Consider the following 20,211-nt stretch of genomic DNA (forward strand, 5'->3'; position numbering starts at 1 on the left):
CCCATGGCGGCTCACCTGATCGACGGCAACGCGCTCGCCGCGAAGATCCGCGCCGACGTGGCGCACCGCACGGCGGCCCTGAAGGCCCGCGGCATCGAACCGCGCCTGGCCATCCTCCTGGTCGGCGACGACCCCGCCAGCGACGTGTACACCCGCCACAAGGTCAAGGACGGCACCGAGACCGGACTGGCCGCCACCCTGGAGCGCTACCCGGCGCAGATGGCCGAATCCGAGCTGCTGGCACGCATCCGCGCCCTCAACGAGGACCGCGCGGTGCACGGCATCCTGGTGCAGCTGCCGCTGCCGCGGCACATGGACGCGCAGAAGGTCATCGAGGCCATCTCGCCGGCCAAGGACGTGGACGGCTTCCATGTCGCCAGCGCCGGCGCGCTGATGGTGGGCCGGCCGGGCTTCTGGCCCTGCACGCCCTATGGCTGCATGAAGATGCTCGAGTCCATCGGCTATGAGCTGCGCGGCAAGCACGCGGTCGTCATCGGCCGCAGCAACATCGTGGGCAAGCCCATGGCCATGATGCTGCTGCAGAAGAACGCCACCGTCACCATCTGCCACAGCGCCACGCCGGACCTCGGCGCCTTCACCCGGCAGGCCGACGTCATCGTCGCGGCCGTCGGCAAGCGCAACATCCTCACCGCCGACATGGTTCGCCCCGGCGCGGTGGTGATCGACGTGGGCATGAACCGCGACGAAGCCGGCAAGCTCTGCGGCGACGTGGACTTCGAAGCGGTGCGCCAGGTCGCCAGCCACATCACCCCCGTGCCCGGCGGCGTGGGCCCCATGACGCGGGCCATGCTGCTGGTGAACACGCTCGAGGCGGCCGAACGCGCCAGCGCCTGATCGGGTCCATCGGGCAAATCAATTCGCCCCGGCCCTTGTGGCCTGGGACGCTGGCGCAAAATGCCGGCCATGAGCAATCCCCTCCTCGACTTCGACGATCTCCCCCGCTTCGACCGCATCCGGCCGGAGCACGTGGGCCCGGCCGTGGACACGCTGCTGGCGCAGGGCGAGCAGGCCCTGGAACAGGTGGTCGCCCCGGACTTCCCCGCCGACTGGACGCGCCTGGCGGCCACCCTGGACTGCGCCACCGAGCGCCTCGGCTGCGCCTGGGGCGCGGTGAGCCACCTCAACAGCGTGGCCGATACGCCCGAGCTGCGCGCCGCCTACAACGAGGCGCTGCCCCGCGTCACCGACTTCTGGACCCGCCTGGGCAGCGACGAGCGCCTGTATGCCAAGTACAAGTCCATCGACCCCGCCGGCCTGAACCCCGAGCAGCGCCAGGCCCACAAGAACGCGATGCGCAACTTCGTCCTCGGCGGCGCCGAGCTGACCGGCGCGGCCAAGGAGCGCTTCGCCGCCATCCAGGAACGGCAGGCCGAGCTGAGCCAGAAGTTCAGCGAGAACGCGCTCGACGCGACCGATGCCTTCGCCTACTACGCCAGCGCCGATGAACTGGAGGGCGTTCCGCATGACGTGGTCCATGCCGCGCGCGCAGCGGCCCAGGCCGAAGGCAAGGAAGGCTACAAGCTCACGCTCAAGATGCCCAGCTACCTGCCGGTGATGCAGTTCGCCCGCAGTGGCGCCCTGCGTGAGCGCCTGTACCGCGCCTATGTCACGCGCGCGAGCGAGCAGGCCGGCGAGGAGCTGCGCCGCTTCGACAACTCCGCGCTCATTCGCGAGATCCTCGCCCTGCGGCAGGAAGAAGCGCGCCTGCTCGGCTACGGGAGCTTCGGCGAGATGTCGCTCGTCCCCAAGATGGCCGACTCACCGAAGCAGGTGATCGAGTTCCTGCGCACCCTGGCCGCCAAGGCGCGGCCGTATGCCGAGCGCGACGTCGCCGACATGCGGGCCTTCGCGGCCGAACACCTGGGGATCGCGGACCCGCAGCCCTGGGACTGGTCCTTCATCGGCGAGAAGCTCAAGGAAGCGCGCTACGCCTTCAGCGAGCAGGAGGTCAAGCAGTACTTCACCGCGCCCAAGGTGCTGGGCGGCCTCTTCAAGATCGTGGAGACGCTGTTCGAAGTCGCCATCCGGCGCGACCAGGCACCGGTGTGGCACGAGTGCGTGGAGTTCTACCGGATCGAGCGTGGTGGTGAGCTGGTGGGCCAGTTCTACCTGGACCCTGCCGCCCGCAACGGCAAGCGCGGCGGCGCCTGGATGGACGACGTGCGCGCCCGGTGGCTGCGGCCGGACAACGGCCGCCTGCAGACCCCCGTGGCGCACCTGGTGTGCAACTTCGCCGAGGGCGTGGACGGCAAGCCGCCACTGCTCACGCACGACGACGTGACCACCCTGTTCCACGAATCCGGACACGGCCTGCACCACATGCTCACGCGCGTGAACGAGCACGACGTCTCCGGCATCAGCGGCGTGGAGTGGGACGCGGTCGAACTCCCCAGCCAGTTCATGGAGAACTTCTGCTGGGAATGGAACGTGCTGCGGCACATGACCGCGCACGTGGACAGCGGCCAGCCCCTGCCGCGCGAGCTGTTCGACAAGATGCTGGCGGCGCGTAATTTCCAGAGCGGCCTGCAGACGCTGCGGCAGGTGGAGTTCGCCCTCTTCGACATGCTGCTGCACACCGAGCATGCGCCCGATGCGGACTACATGGCACTGCTGCGGCGCGTCCGCGACGAAGTGGCCGTCCTTCCGGCGCCCGCGTTCAGCCGCACGCCCAACACCTTCAGCCACATCTTCGCGGGCGGATACGCCGCGGGCTACTACAGCTACAAGTGGGCCGAGGTCCTGTCGGCGGACGCCTGGTCGGCCTTCGAGGAAACGATGGACGCGCAGGGCTTGCCCAGCCTGGAAACCGGCCGAAAATACCGGCAGGAGATCCTCGAGGCCGGTGGAAGCCGCCCGGCGATCGAATCGTTCAAGGCGTTCCGGGGGCGCGAGCCCACCCTGGATGCGCTCTTGCGGCACCAGGGCATGGCCTGAAGCGGCCGCTCCGGCGCCCGATCAGAAACAAGGAAGTACTCGATGTCCCTGCTTCGCAGCCTGTCCGCCCTCGCCACCCTTGCCCTCGCCGTGCCCATGGCCGTGCAGGCCCAGGGCGTGTATCGCAGCGTCACGCCGGACGGGCGGGTGGTCTTCACGGACCGTCCTGCGGCCGAGGCCGCCCATTCGCCGGTCATCCCTGGCGCCGGCGCTGCGGGCGCGAACCCGGCCCTGCCCTTCGCGCTGCGGCAGGTCGCGGGCAAGTTTCCGGTGGTGCTGTACGCCGCACCGAACTGCGCGCCCTGCGACAGTGGCCGTGCGCTGCTCGCGACCCGCGGCATCCCGTATTCGGAGCGCACCGTGAGTTCGCAGTCGGATATTCAGGCGCTGCAGCGTCTGACCGGCGGCCGCGACCTCCCGCTCCTGGCCATCGGCGCGCAGCACATCAAGGGCTTCTCGGGCAGCGAGTGGAACCAGTACCTCGATGCGGCCGGCTACCCCAGGACCTCCGCACTGCCGGCCGGCTGGAAACCGGCGCCTGCGCAGGCCCTTGCCGGCAGCACGGTGGAAGCCGCGGCCTCGCCGTCGGCCCCGTCCGCGGCCGCGACTGGTCCGGAAGCGCCCGCGGCCACGGCGAGCCGCCCTGCCACCCCGCATTCCGCGCCCCGAAGCGGGGGCGGCAGCAATCCGGCCGGCATCCAGTTCTAGTGCGAAGCAAAGCGGCGCGCGTCCAGCGGGTCAGCTCGGAACCCGCCTCCGACGGCCGTCACAGAAGGCGGGCCCAGCCACAGCGAGTAGCTGCAAGCGCGAAATGCGTGTCCTGCTCCCGACGATCCCCGTCTCGCTGCCTGGCCCCGGGCGTTCAGGAGCAACCCCATGGACAAACGCCAGCTCGCCGAGAAGCTGATTTCCAAGTTCGGCACCCTACTTACCCTTCCGGAACTCAGGCTCGACGACCACAGCAACAGCTGCGTCCTGCTCTTCGACGGAGACATCGTCCTCAACATCGAATTCGACGAACCGACCGGACAGCTGATCCTGTCCACCTACCTGGACGAACTGCCGGTCGATTCGCCCGAGGCGATCCTGCGTGAACTGATGGTCGCCAACCTGTACTGGCACCGCACCGACGGCGCCACCCTGGGCCTGGAAGATGCCACCAACGGCGTGATCCTGGCCCAGGCCCGCATGGTGACCGAGCTCGACGACGCCTCGTTCGAGAAGATGGTCGAGACCTTCGTCAACCAGGCCGAGCGCTGGAAGAAGCGGCTGGGCGAAGCCAAGACCTCCGTGAACGCCGCGGCACCCATGGCCCAGTTGCCGCACCTGGCCGAAGGGCCGCGCATCTTCGGTTGATGCCCCGGCCGCCGGTAAGGCGGCCGTTTCACCTTCCAGCCGCCCGCGAGGCGGCCGTGTCGGTCCCCGGCCGCCCGCAAGGCGGCCGTCTCATTTTCGCGCCGCTCAGGACCAGTCGATCGTCCGCACGCCCTGCGAGGTTCCCAGCAGGCACACGTTCGCCTTCTGGTGTGCGAACACCCCCACGCAGACCACGCCCGGCCACTGGTTGACCTGCGACTCGAAGGCCAGCGGGTCGGTCACCGACAGGCCCGACACGTCCAGGATGTGCTGGCCGTTGTCGGTCACCAGGGGCGCATCGCCACGCAGGCGAAGGCGTGCGGTGCCGCCCAGGGCGGCGAACTGCCGGATGATGCGACCGGCGGCCATGGGGATCACTTCCACGGGCACCGGGAAACGCCCCAGCACCGGCACCTGCTTGGACTCGTCCGCGATGCACACGAAGCGCCGCGACTGCGCGGCGACGATCTTCTCGCGCGTGAGCGCCGCGCCGCCGCCCTTGATCATGTAGCCCTGGCCGTCGATCTCGTCGGCGCCGTCGATGTAGACGGACAGCTCCTCCACCTCGCTCGCATCGAACACCTCGATGCCCGCTGCCCGCAGCCGTGCGGTGGATGCCTCGGAGCTGGAGACCGCGCCGCGGATGCGGTCCTTGATGGACGCGAGTGCATCGATGAACTTGTTGACCGTCGAGCCCGTGCCCACGCCGACCAACTCGCCCGGCACCACGTACTTCAGCGCCGCCTGGCCGACGAGCGCCTTCAATTCATCCTGAGTCACGCGACAATCCCCCGCTTCGGAACCCGCGATTATCCATGGCCCTCCTGCCCTACCCGCTGGCGCGCAGCCTGCTTTTCCGCCTCGACGCCGAAGCCGCCCACGACCTCACGCTCAACACGCTCGCCCGCCTACAGGGCACGCCCCTGCAGCTCGGTTGGCAGCAGCCGCGGGTGGATGACCCCATCGACATCGCCGGGCTGCGCTTTGCGAACCGCGTGGGCCTGGCCGCGGGCCTGGACAAGAACGCGCGCTGCATCGATGCCTTCGCGGCCATGGGCTTCGGCTTCGTGGAAGTGGGAACCGTCACGCCACGGCCGCAGCCCGGAAACCCGAAGCCGCGCATGTTCCGGCTGCCCCAGGCCGACGCCCTGATCAACCGGCTGGGCTTCAACAACGAAGGCCTGGAGGCGTTCCTCGCCAACGTGCGCCGCTCGCACGCCCGCAGGCGCGGCAGCCCGCTGGTGCTGGGCCTGAACATCGGCAAGAACGCCGCCACGCCCATCGAGCGCGCGACCGAGGACTACCTCGCCGGCCTGGACGGCGTGCATGCGCATGCCGACTACGTGACGGTGAACATCTCCAGCCCGAACACGAAAAACCTGCGGCAGCTGCAGTCCGACGAGGCGCTGGACGCGCTCCTGGGCGCCCTGGCGCATCGCCGCGCCGAGCTGCAGGCACGCAGCGGCCGCCGCGTGCCGCTGTTCGTCAAGATCGCGCCCGACCTGGACGCCGACCAGGTGGCCGTGATCGCCGCCACGCTGCGCCGGCAGGGCATGGACGGCGTGATCGCCACCAACACCACGCTCGCGCGCGATGCGGTGGCGGGCCTGCCGCACGCGCAAGAAGCCGGGGGCCTGAGCGGCCGACCCGTGTTCGACGCCAGCAACCGCGTCATCACCCAGCTGCGCGTCGCCCTCGGCCCGGGCTTTCCCATCATCGGCGTGGGCGGCATCTTCGGCGGCGCGGACGCCGTGGCCAAGCTGCGCGCGGGGGCGGACCTGGTGCAGGTGTACACGGGCCTGATCTACCGGGGCCCCGGACTGGTTCCGGAAGTGGCCCGGGCGATGGCGAAGGCGAAGGCCGGGCGCTAAGCCTGCGCCACCCGCTGCGCCACCAGCTCCCCGATCGCCATCGCGCTGGTCAGGCCCGGCGACTCGATGCCGAACAGGTTCACCAGGCCGCCGACGCCGTGGCGCTCGGGCCCGTCGATGCGGAAGTCCGGTGCCGGCTGGTCCGGCCGATGGATCTTGGGGCGCACCCCGCTGTAGCTGGGCGCGAGCACGCCGTCCGGAAGCTCCGGCCAGTAGCGGCGCACCTCGGCATAGAAGCCGTCGGCGCGGCGCGGATCGACGGTGTAGTCGATGGCCTCGGGCGAGTCCACGTCCAGCCATTGCAGGTCGGGCCCGAAACGGGCCTGGCCGCCCAGGTCCAGCGTGAGGTGCACGCCCAGCCAGGCGTCGGCCGGTGCGGGATAGACCAGGCGCGAGAAGGGCGAGCGGCCCGTGAGCGCGTAGTAGTTGCCCTTGGCGTACGAGGGCTCGGGCACGTGCTCGGCGGCCAGGCCGTCGAAGCGCCGCGCGAGCTGGCAGGCGTGCAGCGAGGCCGAGTTCACGACGATGCCGGCGGCGATCTCGCTGCCGTCCGCCAGGCGCAGCACGTGCGGCTCGCCGCGCGCGCCCAGCACCGCCCCGTCCACGCGCGAAGCCAGGGCCACCATGCCGCCGGCGCGCTCCAGGTCGCCCTGCAGCGCCAGCATGAGGCCGTGGCTGTCCACGATGCCGGTGCTCGGTGACAGCAGGGCCGCCGTGCAGCGAAGCGCCGGCTCCAGCGCGCGCGCCTCGCCGGCGTCCAGCCACTGAACGGCCACGCCGTTGGTCGCCGCGCGGGCGGCGAGTGCCTTCAAGGCCTCCGCCTCCTGCGCGCTGTTGGCCACGACCAGCTTGCCGCAGTTGCGATGCTCCACGCCATGGCTTTCGCACAGCGCGTACAGCATCTCCTTGCCCCGCACGCACAGGCGCGCCTTGAGCGAACCCGGCGCGTAGTACAGGCCGGCGTGGATCACCTCGCTGTTGCGCGAGCTCACGCCCTGGCCGATGGCGGTCTCGGCCTCCAGCACGATGGTCTCGTGCCCGGCCTGCGCGAGTGCGCGTCCCACCGCCAGGCCGACGGCACCGGCGCCGATCACGATGGCATCGACGCGTTCCATCAGGCGAGGCTCCGCGGGTCCAGCGCCAGCAGCCGCCCCACGAGCGAGCGCAGGTTCGCCTTCAGGCGCTCGAAGCCTTCATGGCGCTGCAGCGTGTCTTCGTTCATGTAGAGGCCCCGGTTGATTTCGAGCTGGATGCTGTGGCGGCCGTGCGCCGGGTCGCCGTAGCGTCGCACCAGCTCCACGCCCTTGTAGGGATGGTTGTAGGAGACGCTGTAGCCCAGGTCCTGCAACTGCTCGCACAGCCACCGGGACAAGGCCGGCGACGAGGTGCTGCCGTCGCGGTCTCCCACGACGAAGTCCGCATGGACCAGGCCAGGGAAATCGGTGGCGTGGCTGGCGGCCACGGCCGGCATGGAGTGGCAATTGATATGGATGCTGTAGCCGTGCCGCGCGTGCGCCGCCTCGATGGCGGCGGCCACGCTCGCGTGGTAGGGCTTCCAGCACTGCTCGATGCGGGCCTGCACCTCGGCCACGCCCAGGCGCCGGTCGTACAGGGGCACGCCGTCGTCGGTGCAGCGCCAGATCAGGCCCTTGCCCAGGCGCACCTTGGCCAGCACGGCCGGGTCGCTGGCGCACTCGCCGGGCCAGGGCTCGTCGAGCAGTTCGAGGTCGATTTCGGTGACGTTGCGGTTGGCGTCTAGGTAGCTGCGCGGAAAGAGCGCCTCGATCCAGGCCACGCCCAGGGAAGGCGCGAAGTCGTAGAGCGCCTCCACATGCGTGTCCTCGGCGCGGCGCAGCACGCCATGCTCGCAGCAGAACCGGAAATCTTCGGGATAGGCAGTGCCGCTGTGCGGCGAATCCAGCACCAGCGCGGTGGTGCCCGGCACATAGACGACCTGTGAATGCATCCGGCCGATTGTGACCGAGGCGAACCCGCGGCAGGCTCAGGCGAGGTACCGACGCGCCAGGGCGCCGCGCAGCCATCCGAGCATGCCGCTCGCAGCCCAGCAAAAGAGCAGGAACACGAGGCTGGCGTAGAGATATACCGGAACCATGATCCCCGGGTCGTCGCTCGCGGCGATCACGGTGTTGGCGCGGCTGACCAGCTCACCCACGCCGATGATGGAGGCCGTGCTGGAGGCGATCACCACCACCAGCAGGTAGCTGCCCCAGGACGGCACGAAGAGCAGCGCCACGGCGCGGCGGTCCTCGCGCCAGGCCCGCAGGGCCACCAGCAGGTTGTCGGAGGTGAAGCCCACCACGGCAAGGGCCAGCGCCAGCGAAGCCTTCAACCACGCCGGCCAGGAATCGCCCGGCAGCATGAGCGCGAGGTAGAACTGGAACACGAGGGTCGGCACGTTGCGCGACAGCGCCGTGGCAGCTTCGCTCGCGCGTCGCAGGCTGCGTGCCGGCGACAGCCGCGCCCAGGCCAGCGATGCGCCGCCCAGCGTTCCCAGCAGCATCGCGACGGACGCGATCAGCACGTTCCAGGCGAGGCCTTCCAGCAGGAAAGGCGTCCAGGTGGCGAGCGCCGCAAGCTCCTTCACCGCGACGGCTCCACTGCGCTGGCGGACGCCCGCGCCTGCGGCCGCAGGGCCAGCCGGCAGAGCCTGCGCTCCAGGGCCCGCAGCAGGCGAACCGCGGCGGCGACGAGCAGCAGGAAGGCCAGCATCAGCAGGTTCATCACCTCCGCCACGTTGCCGCTGTCGGCCAGGATGCCGGTGGCCGCCGACAGCAGCTCCGGCACCGCGATGGCCGAGGCGATCATGGTGGCCTTGCAGACATTGACCAGCGTGGCGGTGATGGACTCGGCCGCGTGCGCGTAGGCCAGCGCCAGGCTCCTGCGGTCCAGCCGGAAGCCGGGGCTGCGCTCGCGCAGGTACCGCGCGGCCTCCTCCAGCGCCGCCATCACCGCCGCGCCGGCATAGGCGCTCAGCGCCCACACGGCGACCGCCCAGGCCGGCAGGCTCAGGCCCCACAAGGCCCACGTGGCCGCTCCGGCGCCGAAGAACAGCAGGTACATCTGCAGCAGGGGCGGCGTCATCCGGCTCCATAGCGCCGCGGCCCGGGCCGGCACGGCCAGCAGCTGCCAGCGCGACTGGGCGAGCAGCGCGCCCGCGATGCCCAGGGCCAGGCTGCCCAGCACGCAGGCTGCCATCAGGCCCGTGGTGACGCCCAGCCCCCGCAACAGCCGCCCGCGGTCGAAGTCGTCATAGACGAAGCTCAGGTCCCAGCCGGTGAGTTCGCGCAGCCGCAACCCCAGCCGGTGCAGGCCGCCCACGTCCTGCACGGTCAGCAAGGCCTTGTTCCGGCAGGCCGCCGGCCAGTCGCCATCGGGGCCGCGCCGGCACCGCCACGCTCCGTCCGGCTCGCGCGCCAGCCAGAGCGCGCGCATGTCCGCGAGGAAGGGCGAAGGCGCAAGGCCCCAGGCCCGCTCCCGCTCGATCAGGAAACCCTCGCGGTGCCACTGCGCCAGCCGCTCGCCGACCCAGTGCGCGAGTTCGCTGCCCGCCTCGCGCCGGGACAGCGCGACCACCCAGGGCACCGGCATGGCCGGCGGCAGGGGCGCCTGGTAGAAGGACCACTGGGGATCGCGCAGGTCCGCACCGATCGCGGTGCTGTCGTAGAGCAAGCCGACGCAGCGGCCGTCGCGCAGCGCGAGCCGGGCATCGCGCGCATTGCCGAAGACCAGCAGCTGCAGCAGGTAGCGCTGGCTCATGCCCCGGTTGAAGTAGCTGCCCTGCACGGCGCAGACGGTCTGGCCGCGCAGCTCCTGCCACTGGCGCACGCGCGACTCGGGACGTAGCAGCAGGGTGGCGCCCGAGGCGTAGTAGCTCGGCTCCACGACCGTGGCGACGCGGCGCCGCTCGGCCGTGTCACCCATGGTGGCGATCACCATGTCCACGGCGCCCTCCTCCAGCCGCTGCAGGCGGTTGGCCGCGGTCACCGGCACCAGCCGCAGCGACACGCCCAGCGCCGCCGCCAGCTCGGCGGCCATGTCGATCTCCAGGCCACGCAGGCGGCCTGCGGCGTCAGGGGCTGCGAAGAGCGGGTAGTCGTTCTTCACGCCCACCGCCAGCGCGCCGCGTGCCCGGATGGCCTCCAGCGCCGGGCTGGCGCGGCGCGGCGCCTCCTCGGCGCGCACGGGGGCCGCGGCCAGGCACAGCAGAAGGCCGATCAGCGCCAGGCGCCAGGCGCGCAGCGCCGCCGTGCCCAGGCCGTGGTGCCGGCTCATGGTTCAGGCGCCGGCCGGGCCACCACGCGGATTCCGTAGCCGAGACACGCCGGGACCCAGGGCTGCAGCGCCGCGTCGATGCGGCCCCAGCGCGGCCAGCGCGTGACCAGCCACTCCGGCGCCAGGCTCTCGGCTTCGGCCGCCTCCAGGATCCAGCCGCCCAGGGCGAGGTCCTCGCGCAGGCCGCGCAGGCTGTAGAGGTGGTAGTAGAACTGCCGGCGCTGGCCGCCCAGCGTGCGGGCGTAGCGCACGTCGCCCCAGGACTCGTGGCCCGGCTGGAACAGGGACGCGAGCAGTTCGAGCGGCCAGCGGCGCCCGAGGGTGGGCACCGACAGCAGCAGGCGCGCATCGGGCGCGGCGCGATCGCGCAGCTCGCGCAGCGCCTGCAGCCGCGCCGCGCGCGGGCCGATGTGGCTGAGCACGCCGAACATCATGAGCAGGCGGTCGAAGCGCTCCTGCCGTGGCAGGGCTTCCGGCCCGCCCAGGACGGGCTGGACCCGGTTGCCCAGCGGGTGCCTGGCCAGGCGCTGCGCCAGCGCGTCCAGCGCGCCGGGCGAGAGATCGCAGGCCACCAGCCGGCGAACCGCGCCGGCATCCAGCAGCGGCAAGGCATAGCGGCCGTTGCCGCAGCCGACGTCGGCCACGCATCGGGCGCGGGCGAGGCCGTGGCGCCAGAGGAAAGCGAGCGTGCCGGGGTTGGGGCGCGGATAGCGCCGCTGGTAGTCGCTGGACTGGAAGTACAGGTCATAGAGCGCGCGCATCTGCTCGCGCAGCGCCTTGTCCGGCGCGTTCACAGGCAGTCCGCGGGCGTGCGCGGGCCCGCCCATTCGCCGCAGTACGGCTCACCCGAGGGCAGGCGCCGGTTCCACTGCGTGTTCATGCGCCGGCTGAAGGCGCTGACCGGAATGCCCCACTTGCGCTCCAGCCGGATCAGCTCGCCCGAGCGGTGCCATTCGACGACCGCGCGCGACACCAGCGCCTCCAGCCGTCCGCCCGCCTCTTCGGGGTGCAGGGCGATGGCCCAGGGGACCACCTGCACGGTCGGCAGCGGCATCTCGAACCCGCGTGCCCAGGCCGGGTCCTGCAGCAGGGCGACGATGTTCGTGTCGTCGTACAGCACGGCGTCGCAGCGCCCGTCGCGCAGCGCCGCCAGGGCGAGCTGGTTGCTGTGCAGCGCGACCACGTCCACACCATGGGCGACCGTGATGGCGCGGTTGTAGAACGCGCCGCGACGGCCGCAGACACGGTGGTGGCGCAGTTCGGTCCACGCGCGAAAGCGGGTCTGCCGCCGCACCATCACGTTCACGCCCGAGGCGTAGTAGTGCGGCCGCACCAGCGCGAGCTGCCGGCGACGCTCGGGTGTGTCTGAGAAGGTGGCGATCATGACGTCCACGCGCCGCTGCGCCATCGCGTCCATGCGGTCGGAGGACAGCAGGCCCACCAGCTCCAGCTTCACGCCCAGCCGACGCGCGAGATCGGCCGCCAGGTCAGGCTCCAGGCCCTCGGGAACACCCTGTCGACCCCGCTGCCCCCACAGCGGGACGTCCTTCTTCACGCCCACGATCAGCGTGCCGCGCTGCACGATGTCGTCCAAGCGGTCGGCACGGGCGGCGGGAGCGAGGAGGCCGCAGCACGCGAGCGCGCAGGCCACCCAGCGCAGCGGCGCACTCATGCCGGGGCCCCGTTTCGATGGCACTGCAGCGCCATGCAGGTGATGTCGTCCGAGGGCTGCGCGCCCTGCGAAAAGTCGGCCACCGCCTGCAGCACGCGATCGACCGCTTCGCGCGCGCTGGCGCAGGGCCGCTGCTCGAACAGGGTCTGCAGACGCGCCCGCCCGAACAGCTCGCCCTGCGCGTTCTCGGCTTCGGTGACGCCATCGGTGTAGGCGAACACGGTGTCGCCCGGCAAAAGCACGACCGTGGCCTGCGCATAGCGCGCCTCCTCGACGACGCCCAGCGCAGCCCCGCCGGTGGGGGACAGCCACTCGCATGCGCCGTTCGAACGCACCAGCAGCGACGGCGGATGGCCGGCACTGACGTAGTCCAGACGGGCGGACTCGGGGTGGTACTGCCCGACGAAGGCCGTGACGAACATGCTGCTTTCGTTGTCGGCGCACAGGCCCTCGTTCACGTGCCGGGCGACTTCGGGCGGGTCTGCCTGGCGCTGGAGGGCCACGGCGCGCAGCAGGGTGCGGCAGACCATGGCGAAGAGGCCCGCCGCGACGCCCTTGTCGCTCACATCGGCGACCACAAGAACGCAGCGGCCGTCCGCGAGCAGGAAGTGGTCGTGGAAATCGCCCCCCACCTCACGTGCCGCCGTGGTGGTGCCGCAGAGCCCGAAGCGCGGGTCGGCCGGCCAGCGGCGCGGAAGGATGGACTTGCTGCAGGCGCGCGGCGATGTCCAGCTCGGCGCGCAGCGCGTTCAGCTCCAGCGAGCGACGGAAGGCCTGGGTGATCGCCTCGAACCAGGGCCGCCAGGCCGCAGGCACGCGGGGAATGGGGCGCGGCGCCAAGCGGGCCTGCGCCACCAGGTGCTCCACGAGCCGCGCCGCCGGCCCGACGAACTCGCGCCGGGTGATGGCGTAGGTCACGAGCATGATCGCGGCCAGTGCCAGCAGCACTGCGCCCATGGTGCCGGCCCGCTCGGCCAGCAGCTTGCGCCACAGCTGCTCCTGCGGCGCGGCCCACACCAGCTGCCAGGGCGCCGCACGGAAGGAGCGCCGCAGCAGTGTCCAGCCGCCACGCTGGACGAGCTCGCCTTCGGGCAGGGCGAGCAGCGCGTCCATGGAGTCGATCGCGTCCGGCTCGAACAGCTGCCGCAAGCCCGCGGGCACCCGCACCGCCAAAGGGTCAGCGTAGAGGCCCGGATGCGCCAGCACTTTGCCCGAGTCATCGATGACAGCGATCTTTCCGAGCGCATGGCCGAATCCGGCATTGATCCGCTGGAGCTGGTCCAGGCTCAGGTCGATGGCCATCACGCCCATGAAGCGATCGCGGTCGAAGACCGGCGCGGCAACGGTGGCGAGCAGGCCGGCATCGGCGCCGCCGAAATGGACCGGTACCCAGTACTTCAGGCGCTCGGGATTGGCCGCCGGCTGGCCGAGGCGCCACACGGGGTCGTCGTACAGGTCGCCGGCGAACGGCAGCTCGCGAGCGGGGCGCCAGGGCGCGACCAGCTGGAAGCGCTGGCCGGACAGGAAGCGGACACGGGCCGCCTGCGGCAGGTGGAAGGCCATGGCGGCCAAGTGGCTGTCCAGGGCCAGCGCGGCCTGGAGGTCGCAGTAGAAATGCGCCGAGCGCCCGCCGAGCGAGCCCTCGCCGACGAGGTTGGCGCCCGCGTCACGATCCTGTAGGGCGTCCCGATCGAAGCCGGGACCCTGCTCGCGCAGGCCGGCCTGGGCCAGACGCGTCGATGGCATCGGGCAGGACCGCCGGGCAGGCGCTTCGCTGGCCGCCGGGCGCCCTGCCGCCATGCGCAGCGTCTCCACCTGGTCGGCGGCGCTGCGAAGCAGGAACTCCAGGAACTGGTGGTGCCGATCGACCTGGCCGCGCACGAGGGCGAGTTCCTGGCGCAGGGTGTCCTGCAACTGCCAGGCGAAGAACGCCGCGACGGCAAGCAGCAGCGCGCCGTAGGCGAGCGCGATCGTGCGGTTGTAGCGCTGGAAGAAGCGGCCGGCGTCGGCACTCATGCGGACCTGCTCTGCATAGGCATGAAGTCGGAACTTCGTCGATCAGGGACTGAAGCATAAACGTCTACATGGTCCCGATGTAAGGATTCTTTCGGACGAAGTCGAAACGCTTGACGGCAGGGCGCCGGCGAAATCACCCACTCATCAGACGCTTTTTATACTTACCGGTTTTCGTAATTACCATGCAGTCATAGACTGCCGCTCTTTGGCCCCAACCGAAGGAGCATCCATGGACTTGAACCGAAGGACAGTTTTGCGAGCCTGCGCCCTGGTGCCCGCCACGAGCCTATTGGCGGCTTGCGGCGGCGGTGACGACCCGAACGTGCTCGGGGTGGTCCAGGCCGAGCCGCGCCTGGGCATCCTGGAGTCCGCCGTCGCGGCCGCGGGCCTGGGCGACACGCTGTCCGGCACCGGCCCGTTCACCCTGTTCGCGCCCACCGATGCGGCTTTCGCCGGCCTGCTCACCGAGCTGGGCGTCACCCAGCAGGCCCTGCTCGCGGACACGGCGCTGCTGCGCACGGTGCTGACGTACCACGTGCTTCCGGCGCGCGTTCCGGCTGCGGAAATTCCCTTCGGCCAGGCGATCACCACGGTCCAGGGCGGCATCTTCAAGATCGACAACGGCCCGGTCATCACCGACGGCCGCAACCGCACGGCCAATGTCGTGGAAGCGAACCTGTTCGCAAGCAACGGCGTGGTCCACGTGATCGACCGCGTGCTCCTGCCCGCCAACCAGAACATCGTGCAGACCCTGCAGCAGCATTCGCAGTTCTCGACGCTGGTGGCGGCCGCACAGGCGGCGGGCCTGGTCGATGCCCTCTCCGCCGCCGGACCCTTCACCCTGTTCGCCCCGACCGATGCCGCTTTCACCAGCCTCCTGGCCGAGCTGGGCACCACGGCGCCGGCCTTGCTGGCCAACACCGCCCTGCTCGACCAGGTGCTGCGCTACCACGTGGTCCAGGGACGCGTGCTGCGCGCGGGCGTCCCCGTCGGGCAGCCCATCACCACGCTGGAAGGCGACACCTTCACCGTGGGGTCGGACCTCGCGATCACCGATGCACGCGGCCGCCGCAGCACCATCACGGCGACGGACACGCTCGCGAGCAATGGCGTGATCCACACCATCGGCAACGTGCTGCTGCCGCTGTAGGCGTCTGCCCGCGCAGGCGCCTCGGGAGAAGGCGTTCCTACACGACCATCGGCGTCACCGCGCCGTCCATCGCGATGACGGCGCCGGTGATGTACGCGGCGCGCGTACTCGCCAGGAACACGACCGCGTCGGCGATCTCCTCGGGCTGCGCCAGGCGGCGCAGGGGCAGGCGCTGCTCGTGGCGGCGCAGGACCTCGTCCGCGGCGATGCCCTGCAGGCGCGCTTCGGCGGCCAGGCCCTCGTCCAGTCGCTCCGTTCGCGTGAGGCCTGGATTGACCACGTTCACGCGCACGCCCTGCGGGGCATAGGCCGCCGCCAGTCCGGCGCTGGCCAGCATCAGGGCGGCATTGGCGGAGCCGCCGGCCAGGTGCGTGGGGCTGGCCACCTTGCCGCCTGCGCCCACCACGTTGACGATGCTGCCCCGGCCCGCGGCGGCCATGCGCTTGACGAGAGGGTCCATGACATGGACGTAGGCGAAGAACTTGGCCTGCATGGCGTCGTGCCAGGCCTGCGGCGTGAGTTCGGCGAACGGGGTGCGACGCGCGGCGCCCGCGCAGTTGACGAGCACGTCCACCGGACCGCGCTCGCTCCACGCGCGCTCCACCATGGCCTGCGCCGCCGCCGCGTCGCGCAGGTCCGCCTGCAGGCCTTCCGCATCGACGCCGTCGGCTCGCAGTCGGTCCACGGCGCGGGCGAGCGCACCGGGGTCGCGGCCCACGATCGTGCAGCGCGCCTTCTCGCGCCCGAAGGCCTGGGCGCAAGCCAGGCCGATGCCTCTGCTGCCGCCGGTGATGAGGACGTGGCGGTCCTGGAGTCCGAGATCCATGGCCGTTCCCCTCAAGCGCGCTCGAAGACCGCAGCGATGCCCTGGCCGCCGCCGATGCACATGGTGACCAGCGCATGCCGCCCGCCGATGCGCTGCAACTCGTGCAGCGCCTTGGTGGTGATGATCGCGCCCGTGGCGCCCACCGGATGCCCCAGCGAGATGCCCGAGCCATTGGGGTTGACCTTGTCCGGGTCGAAGCCGAGTTCCTGGGCCACTGCGCAGGCCTGGGCAGCGAAGGCTTCGTTGGACTCGATCACGTCCATCTGGTCCACCCGCAGCCCGGCCCGCGCCAGCGCACGCCGGCTCGCCGGCACCGGGCCGATGCCCATGACCTTCGGATCGACGCCGGCATGCGCGTACGACACCAGCCGCGCCATCGGCGTGAGGCCGTGGCTGCGCACGGCCTCGCCGGTGGCCAGCACCACCGCCGAGGCCCCGTCGTTGATGCCCGAGGCATTGCCCGCGGTGACCCGCCCGCCCTCCTTGCGAAAGGCCGGCTTCATCTTCGCGAGCAGTTCGGCGGTGGTGTCCGGCTTGACGTGTTCGTCGGTGTCGAATGTCACCTCGCCCTTGCGGGTGGCGAGCGTCACCGGGACGATCTGCCCGCGAAAGCGCCCTTCGGCCGTGGCGCGCGCCGCGCGGCGGTGGCTTTCGGCCGCCAGCTCGTCCATCTGCGCGCGGCTGATGCCCCAGCGGTCGGCCACGTTCTCGGCGGTCTCGCCCATGTGGATGCGGTGGAAGGGGTCGTGCAGGATGTTGAGCATGTAGTCCAGCATCTGCACGTCGCCCATGCGAACGCCCCAGCGGGCGCCGGTGGCGAAGTACGGGCCGCGCGACATCGATTCCGCGCCGGCCCCGACGGCCAGCTGCGCGTCGCCGAGCATCAGTGCCTGCGCCGCCGAGACGATGGCCTGCAACCCGGAGCCGCACAGCCGGTTCACGTTGAATGCAGGCACCTCCTGCGGCAGCCCGGCCTGCATGGCGGCCACGCGGCTGAGGTAGGCGTCGCGCGGCTCGGTGGGAATGACGTTGCCCATGGCCACATGCCCGATGGCATCGGCAGGCGCGCCGCTGCGCTCGACGGCGGCGCGCACCGCGGTGGTGGCCAGCTCGGCCAGGGGAAGGTCCTTGAGGCTGCCGCCGAAGGTACCGATGGCGGTGCGGACGGCGGAGACGATGAAGATGTCGGTCTGGGGCATGGTCGGATCGCACTGGAGGGGTGAAGCGCCCGATTGTCGCGCCCTGCCCGCCTTCAGCCTCCGCGCGTGCCGAAGCTCGTGCTCGCCAGCCAGAAACTCAGCACGCCCCCGAGCAGGCCCGCGTCGATCGGCTTGGCGACATAGTCGTTCATGCCGCTTTCCAGGCAGCGCTCACGGTCGTTGCTCACCGCGCCGGCGGTGAGCGCGACGATGGGCATGTGCATGCCCTGCTCCCGCATGCGACGCGTGGCCTCGAAGCCGTCCATCACCGGCATCTGGCAGTCCATCAGCACGAGGTCGAACGCGCGTTCCTGCGCAAGGCGCAGCGCTTCTTCGCCGTGCTCGGCCACGGTGACGTCGGAATAGCCGAGCTTTTCCAGCAGGGCCTGTGCGACCAGCTGGTTAATGGGGTTGTCCTCCACCAGCAGCAGGGCCCGCGTGCTCGCCGCCGCGGCGGTATCGGCCGCCTGCGGTGCGGCCGCCGCGGCCTCGACCAGCGGGATTTCCAGCGTGAAGGTTGAACCCGCCCCTGTGGCGCTGGACAGGCGGATGTCGCCGCCCATGAGCTGGGCCAGGTCGCGCGAGATCGCCAGCCCCAGGCCGCTGCCCTGGAAGCGCCGCGTGCTGGAGGCATCCACCTGCGAGAAGCGCTTGAACAGCTTGGCCTGATCCTCCGGAGGAATGCCGATCCCCGTGTCCGTCACCGCGAACTGCAGCGAACGCTGCCGCGCCAGCATGCCGGTGCCCACGCGCAGCGAACAGCTGCCTGCGGCGGTGAACTTCATGGCGTTGCCCAGAAGGTTCATGAGGATCTGGCGCAGGCGATTGGCGTCCAGCGTGACCCAGCGCGGCACCTCGGGCGCGAGTTCGACGGCAAAGTCGATGCCCTTGCTGCGGGCCCGGTCGGCGAACACGTCGCCGGTCTCCCGCACGAGGGCGTGCAGGTCGCACTCGCTGGGCTCCAGCACCATCTGGCCGGCCTCGATCTTGGAGAAGTCGAGCACGTCGTTGACCATGCCCAGGAGGCTGTTGGCGCAGCTGTTGATCAGGCGCACGTAGCCGGCCTCGCGCTCGGGCAGTGCGGACTGCTCCAGCACGCGCGAGAGGCCGATCACGCCGTTGAGCGGCGTGCGGATCTCGTGGCTCATGGTGGCGAGGAACTCCGCCTTGGCGCGGCTGGCGCTCTCCGCCGCCTCGGCAGCGGCCTTGAGCGCCTTCTCCTCGCGCTTGCGCTCGGCGATGTTCTTGGTCGTGCCGACCACACGCAAGGCCCGGCCGTCCAGATCGCGGCCGGCGACCTGGGCTTCGGTCTGGAACCACACCCGCGTGCCGTTGGCCCGGATGCCCTCGTGCTCGAAACACAGCTGCGCGATCCGGCCCTTGAGCAGATCGACCAGGCCGGCGCGCATCGCGGCGGCGCTCGCCTCGTCCACGGCCAGGGGCAGCAGTTCGCGCGACGAGACCGTCCGGGCGCGCGCCGGGAAACCCATGATCTGCTGCCAGCTGGCCGAGAGATAGACGCGGTCGTCGCCCGGCGTGAACTCCCACAGGCCCAGGCCGCTCGCCTGCAGGGCCACCTCCAGCCGCTCCTCGCTCGCCCGCAGGCGGGCTTCGGCAGCCCGCTCCTCGGTCACGTCCTGGTAGGTCTGCACCACCCAGCCGTTGTCCAGGTACGTCACGCGCAGCTCCAGCAGCCGCCCGCCGGGTGCGTTTCGCTCCCGGCGGAAGGAGGTGCCCGACTGCGCCAAGGCGATGCGCTGGGCCACCAGGTCCTCCACGTTTCCCGGGCCATAGTCGCCCCGCTCGGCGAGGTAGCGCGCCACGGTGTGCAGCGTCAGGCGCGCCTGCGCGAACAGCTCGCGCGGCAGCTGGAGCAGCTCGCGCAGGCGGCTGTTGCTGGCGACCACCCGCAGCTGCTCGTCCAGCACGATCAAGCCGGCCGGGATGTTCTCGATCACCAGCTCGAGCAGGTTGTTGCGCTCGATCAGTGGGTCTGTGGAATTGAAGGGGACAAGCATCGTGGGTCGGGACCCGGCTGCGGCCGGGCGCTGGCATGCTAGCTCACCCGGGCCGGCGCCCATCCGTCCAACCCTGCGAGATATGCCGGCTGCGTACGGATCGCCGCGAGCGTTGCGCCGAAGCCGCACATCCCAAGGCCCGGAAGTGCGGATACCGTGCAGGAACTGCGGCAAGCCCGATCGCCCGGCGGCAGCGCAGCCCCGGTGAGGGGCGGGCACGCCACTTGCCCCCTTCCGGCCGAGGCCCAGCCATGTCCCGCCCTTCCATTCGCCGCGGCACGCGCGCTGCCGCCCTCGCCCTTGCCGGGCTTGCCTTGCTGCTGGCCGCCTACTGGTGGGCGTCGCCCTACCTGGCGGTGCGCGAATTAGGCGCCGCGGCGCGGGCCGGAGACGGCGAGCGCTTCAGCGCCCATGTCGACTACCCGCGCGTGCGCGAAAGCCTCAAGGCCCAGATGGCCGCCCGCCTCCAGCGCTCGGCCACCGACGTGCCGGGCGAGCACCCGCTGGCCGGCATGGGCCGCATCGTGGGCCTGGCCATGATCGACCCGGTGGTGGAGACCCTGGTGCGCCCGGAGGTGGTCATGCTGGCGTTGCGGCAGGAGCTGGTCGTGTCCGGGGACGGCGCGGCGCCACGGGCGCCCACGGCGCCGGCGACGTCCCCGGCCGATGCGGCTCGCGGGCGCACGAGTGCCTGGCACTACGAGCGCGAGGGGCCCAACCGCCTCGTCGTCGTCCCCCGGCCTGCACCGGATGGCGCCAGCTCGCCCAAGCGGCCGGTCACGCTGGTCTTCGAGCGGCGTGGCTTCGCACGCTGGGACCTCGTCGAACTGCGCCTGCCGCCGGCCGGCTGAAGCG

The 20,211-nt window shown here is 71.2% G+C and carries 19 protein-coding genes; 7 read left to right on the top strand and 12 right to left on the bottom strand.

Annotation, left to right across the window (positions count from 1 at the left end; genetic code table 11):
* The first annotated feature begins 3 nt into the window (after positions 1-3).
* The 4 genes from EZ242_RS04980 to EZ242_RS04995 all read left to right on the top strand — a co-directional run bounded on the left by EZ242_RS04980 (position 4) and on the right by EZ242_RS04995 (position 4,311).
* Positions 4-855 (top strand): bifunctional methylenetetrahydrofolate dehydrogenase/methenyltetrahydrofolate cyclohydrolase, encoded by an 852-nt coding sequence (locus tag EZ242_RS04980; protein WP_135284045.1) that lies wholly within the window; start codon positions 4-6, stop codon positions 853-855.
* A gap of 69 nt (positions 856-924) precedes the next feature.
* Positions 925-2,955 (top strand): M3 family metallopeptidase, encoded by a 2,031-nt coding sequence (locus EZ242_RS04985; protein WP_135284046.1) that lies wholly within the window; start codon positions 925-927, stop codon positions 2,953-2,955.
* Positions 2,956-2,997: 42 nt separating this feature from the next.
* Entirely contained in the window at positions 2,998-3,663 is a 666-nt protein-coding gene (locus tag EZ242_RS04990; protein WP_135284047.1) for a glutaredoxin family protein, read from the top strand.
* Positions 3,664-3,831: 168 nt separating this feature from the next.
* Entirely contained in the window at positions 3,832-4,311 is a 480-nt protein-coding gene (locus tag EZ242_RS04995; protein WP_135284048.1) for a type III secretion system chaperone, read from the top strand.
* Positions 4,312-4,416: 105 nt separating this feature from the next.
* On the opposite strand, the gene rpiA is transcribed toward EZ242_RS04995, so the two are convergent.
* Entirely contained in the window at positions 4,417-5,091 is a 675-nt protein-coding gene (rpiA, locus tag EZ242_RS05000; protein ID WP_135284049.1) for a ribose-5-phosphate isomerase RpiA, read from the bottom strand.
* Between the two features lie 35 nt (positions 5,092-5,126).
* Here rpiA and EZ242_RS05005 point away from each other — a divergent pair, with 35 nt between their 5' ends.
* Positions 5,127-6,182, top strand: coding sequence for a quinone-dependent dihydroorotate dehydrogenase (locus EZ242_RS05005; protein ID WP_135284050.1), 1,056 nt, complete (start codon positions 5,127-5,129; stop codon positions 6,180-6,182).
* Here EZ242_RS05005 and EZ242_RS05010 read toward each other — a convergent pair.
* From EZ242_RS05010 to EZ242_RS05045, 8 genes are read right to left on the bottom strand one after another with little or no spacing between them, the layout of a single operon-like run.
* A complete protein-coding gene (locus tag EZ242_RS05010; protein ID WP_205960595.1) occupies positions 6,179-7,297 on the bottom strand; it encodes an NAD(P)/FAD-dependent oxidoreductase in 1,119 nt (372 codons plus the stop codon). The genes EZ242_RS05005 and EZ242_RS05010 overlap by 4 nt on opposite strands.
* Positions 7,297-8,148, bottom strand: a complete 852-nt coding sequence (locus tag EZ242_RS05015) for an N-formylglutamate amidohydrolase (RefSeq protein WP_135284052.1) — start codon at positions 8,146-8,148, stop codon at positions 7,297-7,299. The genes EZ242_RS05010 and EZ242_RS05015 overlap by 1 nt, the downstream gene beginning before the upstream one ends.
* A 36-nt stretch (positions 8,149-8,184) precedes the next feature.
* Positions 8,185-8,787 carry an ABC transporter permease subunit gene (locus EZ242_RS05020; protein WP_135284053.1) on the bottom strand — a complete coding sequence of 201 codons (603 nt, stop codon included), beginning with the start codon at positions 8,785-8,787 and terminating at the stop codon, positions 8,185-8,187.
* Positions 8,784-10,475, bottom strand: coding sequence for a transporter substrate-binding domain-containing protein (locus EZ242_RS05025; RefSeq protein ID WP_135284054.1), 1,692 nt, complete (start codon positions 10,473-10,475; stop codon positions 8,784-8,786). Before EZ242_RS05025 ends, EZ242_RS05020 begins: the two co-directional genes overlap by 4 nt.
* On the bottom strand, positions 10,472-11,269 hold the full coding sequence (locus EZ242_RS05030) for a class I SAM-dependent methyltransferase (RefSeq protein WP_167784646.1): 798 nt from the start codon (positions 11,267-11,269) through the stop codon (positions 10,472-10,474). The genes EZ242_RS05025 and EZ242_RS05030 overlap by 4 nt, the downstream gene beginning before the upstream one ends.
* Complete coding sequence (locus EZ242_RS05035; protein WP_135284055.1) at positions 11,266-12,147, bottom strand: transporter substrate-binding domain-containing protein; 882 nt, start codon at positions 12,145-12,147, stop codon at positions 11,266-11,268. The genes EZ242_RS05030 and EZ242_RS05035 overlap by 4 nt, the downstream gene beginning before the upstream one ends.
* Positions 12,144-12,779, bottom strand: coding sequence for a PP2C family protein-serine/threonine phosphatase (locus tag EZ242_RS05040; RefSeq protein WP_167784647.1), 636 nt, complete (start codon positions 12,777-12,779; stop codon positions 12,144-12,146). Before EZ242_RS05040 ends, EZ242_RS05035 begins: the two co-directional genes overlap by 4 nt.
* A 1-nt stretch (position 12,780) precedes the next feature.
* Positions 12,781-14,163, bottom strand: a complete 1,383-nt coding sequence (locus tag EZ242_RS05045; RefSeq protein ID WP_135284057.1) for a PDC sensor domain-containing protein — start codon at positions 14,161-14,163, stop codon at positions 12,781-12,783.
* A 229-nt stretch (positions 14,164-14,392) separates the two neighbouring features.
* On the opposite strand from EZ242_RS05045, the gene EZ242_RS05050 reads away from it, so the two are divergent.
* Entirely contained in the window at positions 14,393-15,313 is a 921-nt protein-coding gene (locus tag EZ242_RS05050; protein ID WP_135284058.1) for a fasciclin domain-containing protein, read from the top strand.
* Between the two features lie 37 nt (positions 15,314-15,350).
* Here the strand turns inward: EZ242_RS05050 and EZ242_RS05055 are convergent, their stop codons facing one another.
* From EZ242_RS05055 to EZ242_RS05065, 3 genes are read right to left on the bottom strand one after another with little or no spacing between them, the layout of a single operon-like run.
* Complete coding sequence (locus EZ242_RS05055) at positions 15,351-16,139, bottom strand: SDR family NAD(P)-dependent oxidoreductase (protein ID WP_135284059.1); 789 nt, start codon at positions 16,137-16,139, stop codon at positions 15,351-15,353.
* 11 nt (positions 16,140-16,150) lie between these two features.
* On the bottom strand, positions 16,151-17,338 hold the full coding sequence (locus EZ242_RS05060) for an acetyl-CoA C-acyltransferase family protein (RefSeq protein WP_135284060.1): 1,188 nt from the start codon (positions 17,336-17,338) through the stop codon (positions 16,151-16,153).
* A gap of 53 nt (positions 17,339-17,391) precedes the next feature.
* Positions 17,392-19,356, bottom strand: a complete 1,965-nt coding sequence (locus EZ242_RS05065) for an ATP-binding protein (RefSeq protein WP_167784648.1) — start codon at positions 19,354-19,356, stop codon at positions 17,392-17,394.
* 251 nt (positions 19,357-19,607) lie between these two features.
* Here EZ242_RS05065 and EZ242_RS05070 point away from each other — a divergent pair, with 251 nt between their 5' ends.
* Entirely contained in the window at positions 19,608-20,207 is a 600-nt protein-coding gene (locus tag EZ242_RS05070; RefSeq protein ID WP_167784649.1) for a DUF2939 domain-containing protein, read from the top strand.
* Positions 20,208-20,211 lie beyond the last annotated feature (4 nt).

Origin of the sequence: Ramlibacter rhizophilus (assembly GCF_004681965.1) — a bacterium.
Taxonomy (GTDB): Bacteria; Pseudomonadota; Gammaproteobacteria; order Burkholderiales; family Burkholderiaceae_C; genus Ramlibacter; species Ramlibacter rhizophilus.